This window comes from Variovorax sp. M-6 (genome assembly GCF_052114385.1).
In the GTDB taxonomy this organism is placed as follows: Bacteria; Pseudomonadota; Gammaproteobacteria; order Burkholderiales; family Burkholderiaceae_C; genus Variovorax.
Genome location: NZ_JBFREQ010000019.1, coordinates 1 through 15,407, shown reverse-complemented (window position 1 = coordinate 15,407; position 15,407 = coordinate 1). Strand labels below are relative to the sequence as shown.

General features: G+C 67.6%; 17 protein-coding genes. 10 read left to right on the top strand and 7 right to left on the bottom strand.

The window, feature by feature from the left end; all coding sequences use genetic code 11:
- Nucleotides 1–46: 46 nt before the first annotated feature.
- The gene (locus AB4Z46_RS20580) at nt 47–877 is read right to left on the bottom strand and encodes an urease accessory protein UreD (RefSeq protein WP_442285393.1); all 831 of its coding nucleotides are present in this window, start codon (nt 875–877) and stop codon (nt 47–49) included.
- Nucleotides 878–1,021: 144 nt separating this feature from the next.
- On the opposite strand from AB4Z46_RS20580, the gene AB4Z46_RS20575 reads away from it, so the two are divergent.
- Complete coding sequence (locus AB4Z46_RS20575) at nt 1,022–1,423, top strand: OsmC family protein (protein WP_442285392.1); 402 nt, start codon at nt 1,022–1,024, stop codon at nt 1,421–1,423.
- Between the two features lie 15 nt (nt 1,424–1,438).
- Here the strand turns inward: AB4Z46_RS20575 and AB4Z46_RS20570 are convergent, their stop codons facing one another.
- The 5 genes from AB4Z46_RS20570 to AB4Z46_RS20550 all read right to left on the bottom strand — a co-directional run bounded on the left by AB4Z46_RS20570 (nt 1,439) and on the right by AB4Z46_RS20550 (nt 5,122).
- Nucleotides 1,439–1,753: an EthD family reductase gene (locus AB4Z46_RS20570; RefSeq protein WP_442285391.1), complete on the bottom strand. Its 315-nt coding sequence runs from the start codon at nt 1,751–1,753 to the stop codon at nt 1,439–1,441.
- A gap of 63 nt (nt 1,754–1,816) precedes the next feature.
- Nucleotides 1,817–2,587 carry an ABC transporter permease gene (locus AB4Z46_RS20565; RefSeq protein ID WP_442285390.1) on the bottom strand — a complete coding sequence of 257 codons (771 nt, stop codon included), beginning with the start codon at nt 2,585–2,587 and terminating at the stop codon, nt 1,817–1,819.
- Between the two features lie 7 nt (nt 2,588–2,594).
- A complete protein-coding gene (locus AB4Z46_RS20560) occupies nt 2,595–3,449 on the bottom strand; it encodes an ABC transporter ATP-binding protein (protein WP_442285389.1) in 855 nt (284 codons plus the stop codon).
- Nucleotides 3,446–4,477 carry an ABC transporter substrate-binding protein gene (locus AB4Z46_RS20555; RefSeq protein ID WP_442285388.1) on the bottom strand — a complete coding sequence of 344 codons (1,032 nt, stop codon included), beginning with the start codon at nt 4,475–4,477 and terminating at the stop codon, nt 3,446–3,448. The genes AB4Z46_RS20560 and AB4Z46_RS20555 overlap by 4 nt, the downstream gene beginning before the upstream one ends.
- A 108-nt stretch (nt 4,478–4,585) precedes the next feature.
- Nucleotides 4,586–5,122 carry a helix-turn-helix domain-containing protein gene (locus tag AB4Z46_RS20550; RefSeq protein ID WP_442285387.1) on the bottom strand — a complete coding sequence of 179 codons (537 nt, stop codon included), beginning with the start codon at nt 5,120–5,122 and terminating at the stop codon, nt 4,586–4,588.
- A gap of 226 nt (nt 5,123–5,348) precedes the next feature.
- Here AB4Z46_RS20550 and AB4Z46_RS20545 point away from each other — a divergent pair, with 226 nt between their 5' ends.
- Genes AB4Z46_RS20545 through AB4Z46_RS20505 form a run of 9 tightly spaced genes read left to right on the top strand, consistent with a single transcriptional unit; the run spans nt 5,349 to nt 12,831 of the window.
- A complete protein-coding gene (locus tag AB4Z46_RS20545) occupies nt 5,349–5,633 on the top strand; it encodes a DUF3311 domain-containing protein (protein ID WP_442285386.1) in 285 nt (94 codons plus the stop codon).
- Nucleotides 5,630–7,117 (top strand): sodium:solute symporter family protein, encoded by a 1,488-nt coding sequence (locus AB4Z46_RS20540; protein WP_442285385.1) that lies wholly within the window; start codon nt 5,630–5,632, stop codon nt 7,115–7,117. Before AB4Z46_RS20545 ends, AB4Z46_RS20540 begins: the two co-directional genes overlap by 4 nt.
- 22 nt (nt 7,118–7,139) lie before the next feature.
- Nucleotides 7,140–7,637, top strand: coding sequence for a VOC family protein (locus AB4Z46_RS20535; RefSeq protein WP_442285384.1), 498 nt, complete (start codon nt 7,140–7,142; stop codon nt 7,635–7,637).
- Between the two features lie 47 nt (nt 7,638–7,684).
- Entirely contained in the window at nt 7,685–8,089 is a 405-nt protein-coding gene (locus AB4Z46_RS20530; protein WP_442285383.1) for a RidA family protein, read from the top strand.
- A gap of 13 nt (nt 8,090–8,102) precedes the next feature.
- A complete protein-coding gene (locus tag AB4Z46_RS20525; RefSeq protein WP_442285382.1) occupies nt 8,103–9,041 on the top strand; it encodes a dihydrodipicolinate synthase family protein in 939 nt (312 codons plus the stop codon).
- Nucleotides 9,038–10,243 carry an NAD(P)/FAD-dependent oxidoreductase gene (locus tag AB4Z46_RS20520; RefSeq protein WP_442285381.1) on the top strand — a complete coding sequence of 402 codons (1,206 nt, stop codon included), beginning with the start codon at nt 9,038–9,040 and terminating at the stop codon, nt 10,241–10,243. The genes AB4Z46_RS20525 and AB4Z46_RS20520 overlap by 4 nt, the downstream gene beginning before the upstream one ends.
- Complete coding sequence (locus AB4Z46_RS20515; protein WP_442285380.1) at nt 10,236–10,526, top strand: (2Fe-2S)-binding protein; 291 nt, start codon at nt 10,236–10,238, stop codon at nt 10,524–10,526. Before AB4Z46_RS20520 ends, AB4Z46_RS20515 begins: the two co-directional genes overlap by 8 nt.
- Nucleotides 10,519–11,961, top strand: coding sequence for an FAD-dependent oxidoreductase (locus AB4Z46_RS20510; RefSeq protein ID WP_442285379.1), 1,443 nt, complete (start codon nt 10,519–10,521; stop codon nt 11,959–11,961). The genes AB4Z46_RS20515 and AB4Z46_RS20510 overlap by 8 nt, the downstream gene beginning before the upstream one ends.
- Nucleotides 11,962–12,003: 42 nt before the next feature.
- The gene (locus AB4Z46_RS20505; protein ID WP_442285378.1) at nt 12,004–12,831 is read left to right on the top strand and encodes a cyclase family protein; all 828 of its coding nucleotides are present in this window, start codon (nt 12,004–12,006) and stop codon (nt 12,829–12,831) included.
- Here the strand turns inward: AB4Z46_RS20505 and AB4Z46_RS20500 are convergent.
- On the bottom strand, nt 12,828–15,128 hold the full coding sequence (locus tag AB4Z46_RS20500; protein ID WP_442285377.1) for an NADP-dependent malic enzyme: 2,301 nt from the start codon (nt 15,126–15,128) through the stop codon (nt 12,828–12,830). The two genes, AB4Z46_RS20505 and AB4Z46_RS20500, sit on opposite strands and share 4 nt — an antisense overlap.
- Between the last annotated feature and the right edge of the window lie 279 nt (nt 15,129–15,407).

Below are 15,407 nucleotides of genomic sequence, written 5' to 3'. Positions count from 1 at the left end.
TTCGGTAGTCGCCTTGGGAGCGGCCCTGCGGCTCATCCCCGTTCGCCTACATCGACCAGATCCGCGGCGGCTGGCCGGCCAGGCCCCAGAGTTCGGCGCGCCAGGCCTGCCAGACCTGTCGCAGCAGGTGCATGGCGGGCTCGACCACCGGCGCCAGGGTGCGCAGCACGATGATCCCGGGATGGGGGCTGGTGGCGCCCGCGCTTTCGCCGAGCGCGTGGGCCTCGATCAGCGATCGGGCGGCCTCCAGCGCGGCCTCGCATCGCGCGCGCGCGATCGGCGAGCCGGCGACGAAGAAGATCGAGGCCAGGCAGCGGTGGCCGGCCAGGCCCAGCGGGCTCTGCAGCAGGCGCTGGTCGCGGGCATCGATGCGCCCGCGCTCCAGCCACACGCCGGGGGCCTCGATGTGCTGCTGCAGCGTGCCGAGTTCGAAGGGCTTGCCGGCATTCGGCAGGCCCAGCGCCGTGACATCCCAGCCGATCAGTTCGGCGCCCGGGTCGACGCGCAACGTCAGGCGGTTCTCGGCCCGGCAGCCGCTGTAGCAGATCGCCTCGAGCGGCAGCCATTCGAGCCGGGCGCCGGACTCGACCACCAGCTCGGATCGCTGCAGCGCGAGTTCGCCGTCCGAGCGATAGAAGCGCGAAGCGCCCGGCGTGGTGATCAGCCCGTGGCTGCCCGCCGCCGCTCGCACGCGGATGTCCAGCGTGTCGCCGCCGACCAGTCCGCCGGGCGGATGCACCAATACGTTGTGGCAGACGGCATCGCCTTCGGGGTAGAGGCTCTGCAGGATGCGCAGCGGCCCGTCGTGGCGAAAGCGCGCCACGCTGCGCTGGGCTTCAAGCTGGTAGTCGAGGTCGAGTCGCGCGTGCCATGGCATGCCGCAAGTGTAGAGATCCCGGCGCCGGGCATTTCAGGATTTCCAGGCGCCGACGTGGGCCGCCCCGGGCTCCGGTTTCTGCGGGCATGATCCGCATCGAGCGCCAGGACGGCGCCGAACGACATCCAACCAGGAGCACTTCCCATGAGCATCACGGTCCGGCGCGACGGCGTCACGGGCGCGACCCGCCACATCCTCAAGATCCGCGCCCACGAGATCGCGGTCGATGCCTCGCCCGACGGCGGCGGCGAGGACGCGGGCCCGACGCCGCACGATCTCTACGATGCCTCGCTCGCGGCCTGCAAGGCGCTCACGGTGCTGCTCTATGCGCGGCGCAAGGGCATGCCGATCGAGGAGATCGAGGTCGCGGTCGACCGCGACGACAGCGAGGAGCGGCAGGGCGTCTACCGACTCGACAGTTCGCTGCGCGTCACCGGCGAACTGACAGAGGCGCAGCGCGCCGAGCTGCTGCGCGTGGCGGGCAAGTGCCCGGTGCACCGCCTGATGACCGAAGTCAAGACGGAGATCGCTACCAGACTGGCTTGAACGCGCGGAAGCGGCTCAGCCGACGACCACTTCGCTGATCTGCATCACCGGCTGCAGATCGGTGTAGTTCGGGATGTCGCCCATGATTTCCTTCGCATGCGGCCCGAAGGCGGCCTGGAAGGATTCCACCGAGTCGCAGAAGATGTGGCACATGCCGACGTAGGGCGCGGGTGCGCCGGGCGCACCGCCCGCGATGCCCTTGTCGATCGTGTAGGACTTGCAGGCATCGCCCATCCTGCTTTTCAGCAGCGGCATGTGCTTGTCGCGGTAGTACGCGTGGTCGAAACGCGCGCCGGCGGTGTTGGGGTACATCACGCTGACCTTGATCATGGTTCGTCTCCAGAATTGTTGGCCCCACCTCGCGGCGGCCTGAACCTGCAAGGATAGGCGCTTTCACTCCCCCTGCGAACCCCGGTGCGCCCAGCCCGTGGTGTGCTTCTCGACCGCACTGAACAGCTCGTACATCCCCATCGCCATCGCCCCGACCACCATCAGCCCGGCAAAGGCCAGCCCCATCTGCATCGACGAGCCGGCCGAGATCAGCAGGTAGCCGATGCCCTCGTTGGCGGCGGTCATCTCCGACACCGTGGTGCCGACGAAGGCCAGCGTGATCGCCACCTTGAGCGAGGCGAAGAAGTACGGCATCGAGCGCGGGAAGCCGATCTTCACCAGCACGTCCCAGCGCTTGGCGCCGAGCACGCGCAGCACGTCCTCCAGCTCGGGTTCGAGCGTCGCGAGGCCGGTCGCGATGTTGACCATGATCGGGAAGAAGCTGATCAGGAAGGCCGTGAGGATCGCCGGACCGACGCCGATGCCGAACCAGACCACCAGGATCGGCACGAAGGCCGCCTTGGGCAGCGCGTTGAAGGCGGTCATCAGCGGGTACATCGCGGCGTAGGCCAGCCGCGAGCTGCCGATCACGAAGCCCAGCAGCACCCCCACCACGATCGCCAGGCCGAAGCCGGCCATCGTGACCCAGAAGGTGCGCCAGGCGTGGCCCGCGATGATTTCCTTGAACTCCCAGAACTGGGTCCAGATGCGCCATGGGCTCGGAAAGATGAATTCCGAGACGCCGAAGCCCGAGCAGATGATCTGCCACAGCACGATGACCGCGACCAGCAGCAGCCAGGGCGACCAGCGTTCGATTTGCTTGTTGTTTTTCATGGGTGGACTACTGCGCGATCACGGCCGGCGCCCTGGCGGCATCGGCGATCGCGTGGCTTCGGATCGCGCCGATGTGGCCGCGCAGCTCGAGCACGATGTCGGTGAACGCCTTGGTGTAGGTGAGTTCCAGCTCGCGCGGCCGCGGCAGCTCGATCTCGCGCTTGACGACGAAGCGGCCCGGGCTCTTGCTCATCACGTACACGGTGTCGGCCAGGAACACCGATTCGCGCAAATCGTGCGTGACCAGGATCACGTTGAACCGCTGCTCGGTCCAGAGGTCGCGCAGGATGCACCAGAGCTCCTCGCGCGTGAAGGCGTCGAGGGCGCCGAAGGGCTCGTCGAGCAGCAGCATCTTGGGCTCGTGGATGAGCGCGCGGCAGATGCTCGCGCGCTGCTGCATGCCGCCCGAGAGCTGCCAGGGGAACTTGTCCTCGTAGCCGCCCAGGCCGACCTTCTGCAGCAGCTTGCGGGCCCGCTCGACGTATTCCTTCCGCCTGGCCTTGAAGGTCGAGCGGTAGGGCTCGACGATCTCGAGCGGCAGCAGCACGTTGTCGACCGTGGTGCGCCAGGGCAGCAGCGATGGCGCCTGGAAGGCCATGCCCGAGATCTTCAGCGGCCCGGTGACCGGCTGGCCGTCGATGCGGATCTTGCCCATCGAGGGCATCCGAAGCCCCGTCGTGAGCTTCATGAAGGTCGACTTGCCGCAGCCCGAGGGGCCGACGATGGCGATGAATTCGCCGCGCGCCACCTTCAGGTCGATGGCCTCGACCGCGAAGTGGTTGGCGTGCAGCAGTTCCTCGTTGTAGGCGAGCCAGACGTCCTGGAAGTCGACGAAGGGCTCGTTCTGCGTTCCCGCCGTCACTTGCGCAGAACGTTGAGTTCGGCCGCCGGCGGCAGCATCGAACCGTTCCACACGGCTTCGGGGTTGACGCGGGTCTTGGTCGCGAAGGCGTCCGACACCTGCGAGGCCATCAGCGACAGCCGGCCGGCGTTGATCTGGCCGAAGCCCTCGGCGCGCGCGTCGGGCGTGTTGATCACGGTGTCGATCGCGAGCTTGAGACGGCGCGTTTCCAGTTCGCTGTTGACGATGCCGTCGCGCGCCTTGATCGACTCGATCGCGACCGCGGGGCTGGCGATCACTTCCTTGGCGCCCTTGGTGAAGGCCATGAGGAAAGCCTTCACGGCCGCCGGGTTCTCCTTGATCAGCTTGGGCGAGGCGATGATCGCGTTGCCGTAGAGCTTCACGCCGTAGTCCGGGTAGGGCAGGATCACGATGTCGGCCGCCTTGGCGCCGCGCGACTCCAGGTTCAGCAGCGAGGTGAAGGTGAAGCCCGTGATGGCGTCGATGTCGCCGCGCAGCAGCATGGTCTCGCGCAGGGTCGGGTCCATCGCGGTCCAGTTCACCGCGCCGATGTTGTTGGCCTTGGCGAAGATCGGGAAGGCGCGGCGGCCGGCGTCGAACACCGGCGCCCCGAGCTTCTTGCCCGCGAGGTCCGCGGGCTTGGCGATGCCGCTCTTCTTGAGCGCCATGACCGAGGCCGGCGTGTTGTTGTAGACCATCATCACCGCGACCGGCTTGTTCGGGCTGTCGGGGTTGTTGGCGTGGAACTCCATCAGCGCCGCCAGGTCGGCGAAGCCCATGTCGTAGGCGCCCGAGGCCACGCGCGTGACCGCGCCGCCCGAGCCGTTGCCGGCGTCGACCGTGACGTCGAGGCCGCCGGCCTTGAAGTAGCCCTTGGCCGCCGGATGGGTGAAGAAGGCGCCGGGCCCCTCGAAGCGCCAGTCGAGCTGGAACTTGATCGGTGTCGTCGTCTGGGCGTGGGTGGTTCCCAGCCCGAGGCCGAGGGCCGAGACAGCGAGGAAGGTCTGGAGCAGGTGGCGCTTGTTCATGCAGGATTCCGTGAAAGAGGGATGCACGGGATTCAAGCAAAAACAGTGCCGGCGCGCACTTGGTGCGAACCCTTTCGGCCGGCCCAGGCAGGTGCGCGGGCGAAGCGATCAGGGGATCGGCGGCGTCACCGACAGGATGATCTCGGCATCGACATGGCCGTGATTGACGTAGCGATGCGCGTGAATCGCATCGAAGGAGATGGCTTCTCCGGCCTGCACCTGATGCGGAACGCCGGCCAGTTCGACAGTCATCGTTCCGCGGATGACGTAGATGCACTCGACCGATGGGTGGCTGACCGTCTCGGCCACCGAATACTGGCCTGGCACGAACACGGCGCGCAGCACTTCCATCGGGCCGTTGCCTCGGGTCAGCCGCTCATAGCTGACGGCACCCTTGGGGCCGATGATCTGCGTGCGCTCGCCGGGGCGGCTGAGCCAGACCGATGGCGCCTCGGGATCCAGGAAGAGCGCGGCCATGGATTCGCCGAACACGGCGCTCAGCGCGCGCAGCGTGTTGAGGCTGGGCTCGGTCACCTCGCGTTCGATCTGGCTCAGCAGCGTGGGCGAGACGCCGGCATCTTTCGCCAGTGCCCGCAGCGAGAGGCCGCGGGCGACCCGCAATTCATTCAATCGTTTGCCAAGCACAGTGATCCAAGCGTGTGGAAGCCAAGGCGCAAAGCATAAGTGATCTGCTTGATGTGTAGCTTGACTACACAACAATGTGTGATGGATGCGAAGCTGAGGCAGAGGGTTTTCCTCTACAAGAATACGTATTGACTTGGTTTGATTGAAAACATATTCTTTTGCATGTGCAGTGAAAGTGCACAAAACTCGGTGTCCAGCTCAATTCCCACTCCTCTTCGAGGTCAGCATGACTACTCCAACCTGGAGGGCCGATATCGGCTCTGCCCCCAAGCGGCCGCATCTGGTGCTTCTTGTTCTGCCGTTCATCTGGCAGGTCGGCTGCATTCCGCTCGTGAACGAGGTGGCCCTGCGGCCCTTCGGCATGCCCTTCCCGATGGTTTGGCAAATGGCCGGCGTGGTGTTCGCCAGCTTGATCTTTGCACTGGTGTTCCATCTCGACCGGCGCGCCGGCCTCGAAGAGGAAGAGGCGGCCTTCATCGCCGCGACCGCGTCCACGAAGGCCGCGCCATGAAGTACACCGTTGCGGCACTGTTGCTGCTGGCGACAGTCGTGGGAGCCATCGGCTTCGGCCGTGCAGCGTCGCGCGGCAAGACGGTCGCCGACTGGGCCGTCGGCGGCCGGAGCATGGGAACCCTGCTGTTCTGGTTCATGAATGCCGGCGAGATCTACACCACCTTCGCCGTCTTCGGCATTGCGGGCTACGCCTGGGCGCTGGGGGCGCCGGCCTATCTCGCGTTCTGCTCGGTCTCGCTGTCGTTCGCGATCGGCTACCTGCTGATGCCCAAGATATGGCGCGCCGGGCGCAGTGCGGGCTTGCTGACGCAGGCGGACTTCTTTGCCTATCGCTATGACGCGCCCTGGCTGGGCGTGGTCACCGGCTTGATCGGCATCGCCAGCCTGGTCATCTACGTGCAGATCCAGCTGGTCAGCCTGAGCCTGATCGTCTCGCTCACCTTCGACCAGGCCTTGTCGCCCACGCTGTCGTTGATCGTTGCCGGCGCCTTGATGGTGGCCTTCGTTCTGGCCGCCGGTCTGCGTTCGGCGGCGTTCGCGGCCGGGGTCAAGGACGTGATGATGATCGTCCTGATGGTGATCCTGGCCGCGACGGTCGCCCACAAGGTCGGCGCCAGCTCCATGTTCGACATCTTCGACATGGCCGAAGCCATGCGGCCCGGCATCGGCAAGCTGCCCGGCGCGGACCCCGGCGCACCGACCACCAACGTGTGGCTGATCACCGCAGCCTTGAACGTCGCCCTTGGCAACTGGGTGTTCCCCCATCTGTTCCAGATCTCGTACTCGGCCCACAGCCCGACCGCGATTCGCCGCAACGCGATCTGGCAGCCGATCTACTCGCTGGCCTACTTCTTCATCATCCTGCTGGGCCTGGCCGCCCTGGTCGCGGGCACCTTGCCCCCAGGCAACAACATGAACGCCGCGCTGCTGCAGTTCGTGTCGACCAAGTATCCCGACTGGGTGGTCGGCCTGTTGGCGGGCACCGGCGTCCTGCTGGCGCTGGTGCCCGGCTCGGTGCTGCTGCTCACCGCCGGCACGATCTTCACGCGCAATGTGGTGACGCCGGTCTGCCCGGCGCTGAGCGAAACCAGGGCACTGCTCATCTCGCGTGCCGCACTGGTCGCATTCGCCGCGCTGGCGGTGTGGCTGTCGATGGACCAGAAGGGTTCCCTGGTGTCGATCCTTTTGAAGGCCTACTCCGCCATCGGCATGCTGGGCCCGGGCGTGTTCCTGGCCTTCCTGTGGAAGAGAACGTCGGCGATGGGCGTCGTGGCCGGCATCGTCGCGGGCTTCGTCGCATTGCTCGCTCCCTTCGCGCAGCTCTGGTGGAGCGCGCTGTTCCCGGGGTGGGAGGTGGGCTTGATCGCCATGGCAATCAATGCATTCACGGTGATCTGCGTCAGCCTGGTGACGCCGCGGCCCACGGCGGCTGGCGTGGCGCTGGGCGTGCGGCTGCATGCCCATCAACTGGCCAGGCCCTGAACCCGTCAGCGGAGTCAACACCATGAATGCCAACCCACTGGGTATCCGCCGCATCGACCATGTCGCCTGGACGGTCGCGGAACTGGAGCCGGTCATCTCCTTCTATCAACGCGTCTTCGGTGCGCAGATCCTCTACGGCCTGGGGCCGTTCGACGCCGCCGAGATGCCGCGCGAGGCCGACGGCCGGGACTGGATGGAGGCGCACATCGGCGTCGCCGGTGCACAGCTCGAACTGTGCCTGCTCGGCCTGCCCGGAGGCATTCGGCTCGAACTGTTCGCCTACAGGAATCCGCCGAGCAGCACGACCAGTCCGCTGCGCGGCAACCACATCGGCGCGCACCACCTCGGCCTCGAGGTGGACGACATGGATGCTGCGGCCCGGTGGCTGCGCGACAACGGTTGCACCGTCTTCGAACGCATCGCCTTTTCCGAAGGGCCGACCGCGGGGTCGCAGTACCTGTACTTCCTCGATCCCTGGCAGAACATGCTCGAACTGGTCGTGCACGGCCGGCCGTTCTGACCCCTCAACTTCCTTTTTTTTCCATTGCCTCATCGGAGCACCCCCCAATGACACGACAAGTGATCAATCCCGAGTCCATGTATCAGACGGTTCCGTTCGGCTTCTCCCATGCGGTCCTGCAGAACGGAGGACGCACGCTTCACCTGGCGGGCCAGGTCGCCTGGGACCGCGACTGCCATCTGGTCGGCGGCAGTGACGTGATCGCGCAAGCGCGCCAGGCCCTCGCCAACCTCAAGGAAGTGCTGGGCGCAGCCGGCGCGACGCCCGCCGACGTGGTGCGCTTGCGCACCTACGTGGTCAACCACACGCCCGACACGCTGGGGCCGATCTGCGCCGAGATCGCCGCCTTTTACGGCGACGCCTTGCCCGCGGCCAACACCTTCATCGGCGTACAGGCGCTGGCCCTGCCCGATTTCCTGATCGAAATCGAAGCCGATGCCGCATTGAACTGAGGAGAAAGATCGAATGAACCGCAACGACGTCGACTGGGCAGGCTACATCCCCGCCATCACGACCCCCTTCGCACGCAATGGCGACATGGACTGGGCCGCCCTGGGCGCCCAGCTCGAGTGGCATGTGCAGCAGCGCATGCATGGCGTGGTGCTGGCGGGCACATCGGGCGAATGGTTCAGCCTCAGCGAGGCCGAGCGGGCCCAGCTGTTCCTGGAAGCCGGCCGCACGATCGACAAGCGGATCACCGTGCTCGGCGGCTGCAACGCCTACACCGCGGCCGAGGCCATTCGCCATGCGCGCGCCGCCGAGCGCGCCGGGCTCGACGGCATCCTGCTGACGCCGCCGCCCTACATCGTGCCGAGCCGGCGCGAGCTGGTGCAGTTCTACACCGACGTGTCCGATGCCACCGACATTCCGATCTGCATCTACAACTGGCCGCGCGGCTGCGTGGTCGACATGGACGTCGAACTGCTCGACGAACTGGCCGAGATCGACCACGTGGTGGCGATCAAGAACTCGACGCCCAACTTCGCGACGTTCTTGCAGGGCGCCTATGCGCTGCGGCACAAGGTGCGCTACTTCAACATGCCGACCTCGGCCCTTGGCGCCGACTTGGCGTCACTCGGGATCAGCGATGGCCTGATGGGTGCGGGCGGCGTGCTGGGCGCGGACCATTCCGACTTCTGGCGCCGCGTCGCGGCCGGCGACAAGGCCGGTGCGGTCGCGCTGGGCGAGCGCGACCGGGTCATCATGAAGGCCTGGTTCAACAAGGACTTCGCGGGCAACTTCGGCAGCGCGCAGGCCATCCTCAAGACCGCGCTGCGGCTGCGCGGCGTACCCGCGGGTCATGTGCGGCGACCGCTGCTCGAACTGACGGCCGTCGAAGTCGAGCAGGTGCGCGCCACGCTCGAAGGGCTGGGCCTCGCCACCGTCGCGCTCGCCGACACGTGATCGCCGCGGAGTTCAGCGTGAAGGACCGGCCCGACCGCATCGCCACGCTGGTGGTGGGCGGCGGCCTGTTGGGCTGCGCAGTCGCCTACCTGCTGGCGGCCGCGGGCACCCAGGTGCTGCTGGTCGAGAAGAACCAGCTCAATGCCCAGGCCTCGGGCCAGAATGCCGGCAGCCTGCATTTCCAGCTCGAGTACCGGATGATCGAGAACGGCGAGTCGGCCGCGCGCAAGGCGGCCGAGGCCATTCCCTTGCACCTGGACGCCCAGCGCAGCTGGAGTTGGCTCGAAACCGAACTCGGCGCCGACCTGGGCGTGGTGCAGCATGGGGGCTTCATGGTCGCCGAAACGGCCGAACAGGTGGAGCGGCTGGCCCGCAAGATTGCGTTGGAACAAGCCGCGGGGCTGCAGACCGAGTTGCTGGACCGCGCCGCCGTGCGGGCGCGTGCGCCCTATCTGGGCGAGGCGGTCATCGCGGCGGCTTTCTGCGCCGCCGAGGGCAAGGCCGATCCGCGGCGCTGCGCGCTGGCCTACGCCCGCGCCGCGATGCGGCTGGGCGCGCAGGTGCACTCGCGAACCGGCGTGCAAGCGATGCGCCGCAACGGACGCGGATGGCATGTGGCCTTCGACGACGGCGGCGTCTGCCAGGCCGAGCACGTGGTCATCGCCGCGGGCGCGTGGTCCGGACGGCTGGCGCAGATGGCGGGCGTCGTGCTGCCGGTCAGTCCCGTCGCTTTGACCATGGCGGCCACCGCGCGCACGGCGCCGTTGATCGAGCACCTCGTCCAGCACGCCGGGCGGCGCCTGTCGATGAAGCAGACGCCTGAAGGCAATGTCCTGATCGGCGGCGGCTGGCCGGCCGCGCTGCGGCAATCCCGCGGCCTGGTCGATCTGGATCGCCGGCCCGAGCTGCTGCTGCCCTCGCTGGCCGGCAACATGGCCGCAGCGGCCGCCGTCGTGCCCGCCGTCGCTCATCTTCCGGTGCTGCGCGTCTGGACCGGCACGACGGCCCTGATCGCCGACCAGCTGCCGTTGATCGGCGAAGTGCCCAAGGCCGCGGGCCTGTTCATCGCGACGGGCGGCTCGGCCTTCACGCTCGGCCCGACCTACGCGCGCATCCTCGCCGACAAGATCCTCGGCCGGCCCGAGGCCTTCGACGTGCGTGCCTACGACCCTCAACGTTTCGGGAGCCTGACCCTTGCCTGATCGCATTCGCATCGATGCCGACGTGACCCGGCCCGCGCCGATCTGCATCTACATCAACGGCGCCGCCACCTCGTGCCACCCGGGAGAGACGGTGGCGACGGCCTTGCTGGCGGCGGGCATCGTCGCCTTCCGTCGCACGGCGTCGGGGGCTCCGCGGGCCCCGGTCTGCAACATGGGCGTGTGCTTCGACTGCCTGGTGACCATCGACGGCCGACCGGCGGTGCGCAGCTGCATGACGCGCGTGGCAGAACACATGCGAATCGAGGTGCCGCGCCATGACTGAGGAATCCGCATTCGATCTCATCGTCGTCGGTGCCGGCCCGGCCGGCCTGTCGGCCGCGCTGACGGCCGCCGAGCATGGCTTGCATGTCGTCGTCGTCGATGAACAGCACGACGTGGGCGGCCAGATCTTCCGCCAGCCCCCGCAGACCTTTCGCAGTCCGCCTTCGAGCGCATTCAAGAGCTACGCGTTCGGCGAGCCCCTGCTCGAGCGCGCGCGTCGTTCGAAGGCGATCGAATGGCGGCTGGGCCGCACGGCCTGGGGTGTGTTTCGATCGCCCGACGACGGCCGCGTGCGGCTGGCCATCTCGCAAGCCGACGACACCGAAGTGCTCGAAGGCCGTTCGCTGTTGATCGCCACCGGGGCCTACGATCTGCCGGTGGCGTTTCCCGGCTGGACCTTGCCCGGCGTGATGTCCGCGGGCGGTATCCAGACGCTGGCCAAGAGCCAGTTCCTGCGAGCCGGAAAACGCTTCGTGCTCGCCGGCTCCCATCCGCTGTTGCTGCTGGTCGCCGATCTGCTGGTGCAGGCGGGCGGCGAGGTTCTCGAGGTGGCCATTGCGCGGCCCAGGCCTGCCGTCAATGAACTGCTCGCCGGCTGGCCGGCCGTGCCGGGCCACTTCGGCCTGCTGGCCCAGACCGCGAAGGCATTGCGCAACCTCCAGCGGCATGGCGTCCCCGTCCGCTTCGGCACCCTCGTGCTGCGCGCGGAGGGCGACGACGCCGTGCAGCAGGTGACCTTGTGCGATGCCGACAACGAGTGGCATGCACGCCCCGGCACCGAACGGGTGCTTCAGGCCGACACCCTGGTCATCGGCTACGGACTGCTGGCTTCCAGCGAGCTGGCTCGTCAGGCCGGTTGCGCGGTTCAGTGGCGTCCCGCGGAGGGCGGCTGGATCGTCCGGCACGACGAGCGGATGCGCACCACCGTGGACCCCGTCTATGTCGCCGGTGAACCGGCCGGGGTCAACGGTGCCGAAGTCGCCTTTCTCGAAGGGCGGTTGGCGGCGCTGAACATCGTCGCCGCCAGCCGCGGCGAGGCGCCCTCGGAGCCGCTGGCGGCGGCCTTGCGACAGACGACTCGCGCCATCGCCAAGGCGCGGCGCTTCACCGACGTCGTGCTGYGCTTCTTCGAGCCGCGGCTCGATGCGCTGGCGCGACTGGCCACCGACGACACGGTGGTCTGCCGCTGCGAGGAAGTCCCGGCCGGGACCGTGCGCGAGTTCCTTGGCGACAACCCCCATGTAAGCGACGTGAACAGCGTGAAGCTCGCCTGCCGGACCGGCATGGGCTACTGCCAGGGGCGCTATTGCCAACACACCGTCGCGCACCTGCTGGCGCAGGCCCGCGGGACCGAGGTCGGGTGCCTGGGCGTCTTCGCGGCGCAGGCGCCGATCAAGCCGGTCTCGGTGATCGCGCTGGCCCATCTCAAGGCATGACGCGACGGCGAATGGATTTCACACCACGCACAGGAGCAACCCATGAGCATTCTGGAACAGCTGGCCGACGCGATGCGCAACAAGACGATCCGCACCGTCGACCTGACGCAGACCCTGAGCGAGGACTTCCCGCCACTCCAGCTGCCGGCGCAGTTCGGCCAGGTCAGCGGCTTCAAGATCGAGCGCATCTCGCACTACGACGCCGCCGGACCCGCCTGGTATTGGAACAACTTCAGCTGCGGCGAGCACACCGGCACGCACTTCGATGCGCCTGCTCACTGGATCACCGGCAAGGACCTGGGGGCGAACACCGTCGACACCATCGATCCCGGCCACTTCCTGGCGCCGGCCGTGGTCGTGGATTGCAGCCGGGAAGCGGCCGAGGACGCCGATTGGCTGTTGAGCGTCGACCACTTGAAGCGCTGGGAATCCACGCACGGGCGCATTCCCGAAGGTGCATGGCTGTTGTTCCGCACCGATTGGTCCAAGCGCCTGGGCGACCCGGTGGCGTTCGTCAACATGCGCGAGGACGGCGCCCACACGCCGGGTCCGACCCAGGAAGCGGTCGAGTGGTTGGTGCATGAGCGCAAGGTGCACGGTTTCGGCGTGGAAACCATCAACACCGATGCCGGCCAGTCCTACGGCTGGCCGATGCCCTATCCCTGCCATACGTTGATGCACGGCGCCGGCCGCTACGGCCTGCAGTGCCTGAAGAATCTCGACCTGCTTCCGCCCGTGGGGGCGTTCATCGTCTCGGCACCACTGAAGATCGAGCAAGGCTCCGGCAGCCCCCTGCGCGTCCTGGCTCTCGTGGAACAGGCAGGGGGAGAATCGCCGCTGCCGGGTCAGGGCGGCCCGGCGCCGGCCTAGCGCGGCGAGTTGGCGTCGGCCACGGCCAGCGCAGTCATGTTGACCACGCGGCGCACCGTCGAAGACGCCGTCAGGATGTGGGCCGAGCCCTGCGCACCCATCAGGATCGGGCCCACCGTGACGCCGTTGCCGCCGGTCATCTTCAGCACGTTGAACAGGATGTTGGCGGCGTCGAGGTTGGGGCAGATCAGCAAGTTGGCCTCGCCGGTGAGCGAGGTCTCAGGCAGCGCCTTGAGGCGCACGTCCTCCGACAGCGCGGCGTCGCCGTGCATCTCGCCATCGCACTCGATGTCGGGCGCCATCTTGGCGAACAGGTCGCGCGCCAGGCGCATCTTGCGCGCCGAGCCGCGCTCGGACGAGCCGAAGTTGGAGTGCGACAGGAAGGCCACCTTGGGCGGCAGGCCGAAGCGCCGCACCTCGTCGGCCGCCATCATCGCGATATTGGCCAGCGTCTCGGCGCTCGGGTCCTCGTGCACGTTGGTGTCGGCGATGAAGAGCGTGTACTTCTCGAGCGTCAGCGCGTTCAGCGTCGCGAAGCCCGGCGCGCCGCGCTTCAGGCCGAGCACCTGGTTGAGGATCTTCAGATGGCTGTCGAAGCGGCCGACCAGGCCGCAGAGCATGGCGTCGGCGTCGCCCAGGTGCAGCATCAGCGAGGCGATGGTGGTGTTGGAGCGTCGCACCATGGCCTTCGAGGCCTCGGGCGTGATGCCGCGCCGGCCCATGATCTGATGATAGGCCTCCCAATAGGTGCGGAAGCGCGGATCGTCCTCGGGGTCGACGCACTCGACCTCCTTGCCGAGGCTGATGTGCAGTCCGGCCTTCTTGATGCGGGCTTCGATCACGGCCGGGCGACCAATCAGGATCGGCTTGGCCAGGCCCTCGTCGACCGCCAGCTGGGCGGCGCGCAGCACGCGGTCGTCCTCGCCCTCGGCGTAGGCCACGCGCTTGGCGGTGGCCAGCTTGGCGGCCGTGAACACCGGGCGCATGAACATGCCGGTCTGGTAGACGAAGCGCGTCAGGTGCTGGCGGTAGGTGTCGAGGTCCTCGATCGGGCGGGTGGCCACGCCCGAGGCCTGTGCCGCCTTGGCGACCGCGGGCGCGATGCGCAGGATCAGCCGCGAGTCGAAGGGCTTCGGGATGATGTAGTCGGGCCCGAAGGCAAGCTCCTGGCCCGCATAGGCGGTGGCGACTTCCTCGCTGATGTCGGCCTTGGTGAGGTCGGCGATCTCGCGCACGCAGGCCAGCTTCATTTCTTCCGTGATCTTGCTGGCGCCGCAATCGAGCGCGCCGCGGAAGATGTAGGGGAAGCACAGCACGTTGTTGACCTGGTTCGGGTAGTCCGAGCGGCCGGTGGCGATGATGCAGTCGGGGCGCACGGCCTTGGCGAGTTCGGGCCGGATCTCGGGCTCGGGGTTGGCCAGCGCCAGGATGATCGGCTGGCTGCCCATGCTCTTGACCATGTCCTGCGAGACCACGCCTGGCGCCGAGCAGCCGAGGAACACGTCGGCGTCCTTCATGACGTCGGCCAGGGTGCGGGCGCCCGTGTCCTTCTGCGCGTAGCGGGTCTTGGAGTCGTCGAAGCCGCCCGGACGGCCGATGTAGATCAGGCCCTTGGAGTCGACCGCATAGATGTTGGCGGGCTTGACGCCCAGGCCGACCATCACGTCGAGGCAGGCGATCGCCGCGGCGCCGGCGCCCGAGACCGCGATCTTCACGTCCTCGATCTTCTTGCCGACCAGTTCCAGCCCGTTGATCAGCGCAGCCGCCGAAATGATGGCGGTGCCGTGCTGGTCGTCGTGGAACACCGGGATGTTCATGCGCTCGCGCAGCTTCTTCTCGATGTAGAAGCACTCGGGCGCCTTGATGTCTTCGAGGTTGATGCCGCCCAGCGTGGGCTCGAGCGCCGCGATGATCTCGACCAGCTTGTCGGGGTCGTTCTCGGCCAGCTCGATGTCGAAGACGTCGATGCCGGCGAACTTCTTGAACAGGCAGCCCTTGCCTTCCATGACCGGTTTGCTGGCCAGCGGGCCGATGTTGCCCAGTCCGAGCACCGCGGTGCCGTTGGTGACCACGCCGACCAGGTTGCCGCGCGAGGTGTATTCGGCCGCCAGCGAGGGGTCGGCCTGGATGTCGAGGCAGGGATAGGCCACGCCCGGCGAGTAGGCCAGCGACAGGTCGCGCTGGTTCAGCAGCGGCTTGGTCGGCGAGATCGAGATCTTGCCCTTGACGGGTGAACGGTGGTATTCGCGTGCGGCATCGCGCAATGCTTCTTCGGCGGGGGAAAGGGTGTTTGCCATCGGGGTCTCCTTGCTTTCTTGGCTCAGGGTAGAGGCTACCCCAAAGTGCGCTTTGGGAGGGGTCTGTGTTTTGGAAAGGGCAGCTGTGGGTGGGTAAGGGTGGTTGTGCGCTGGCGAGGGCGCCCGGCACGCGGTGCGGGCCCGTCGACCCCACTGCGCCGGCCCTTCGGGCTGCCTTGCGGTGCTCGCTTCAGGCGGGGTCCGCGCAAACTCGCTTCGCTCAAACACGCGCGGCCCTTTTTCCGCCTGAAGCTGCGCTCCTCAGCGGCGCAGAGGGGA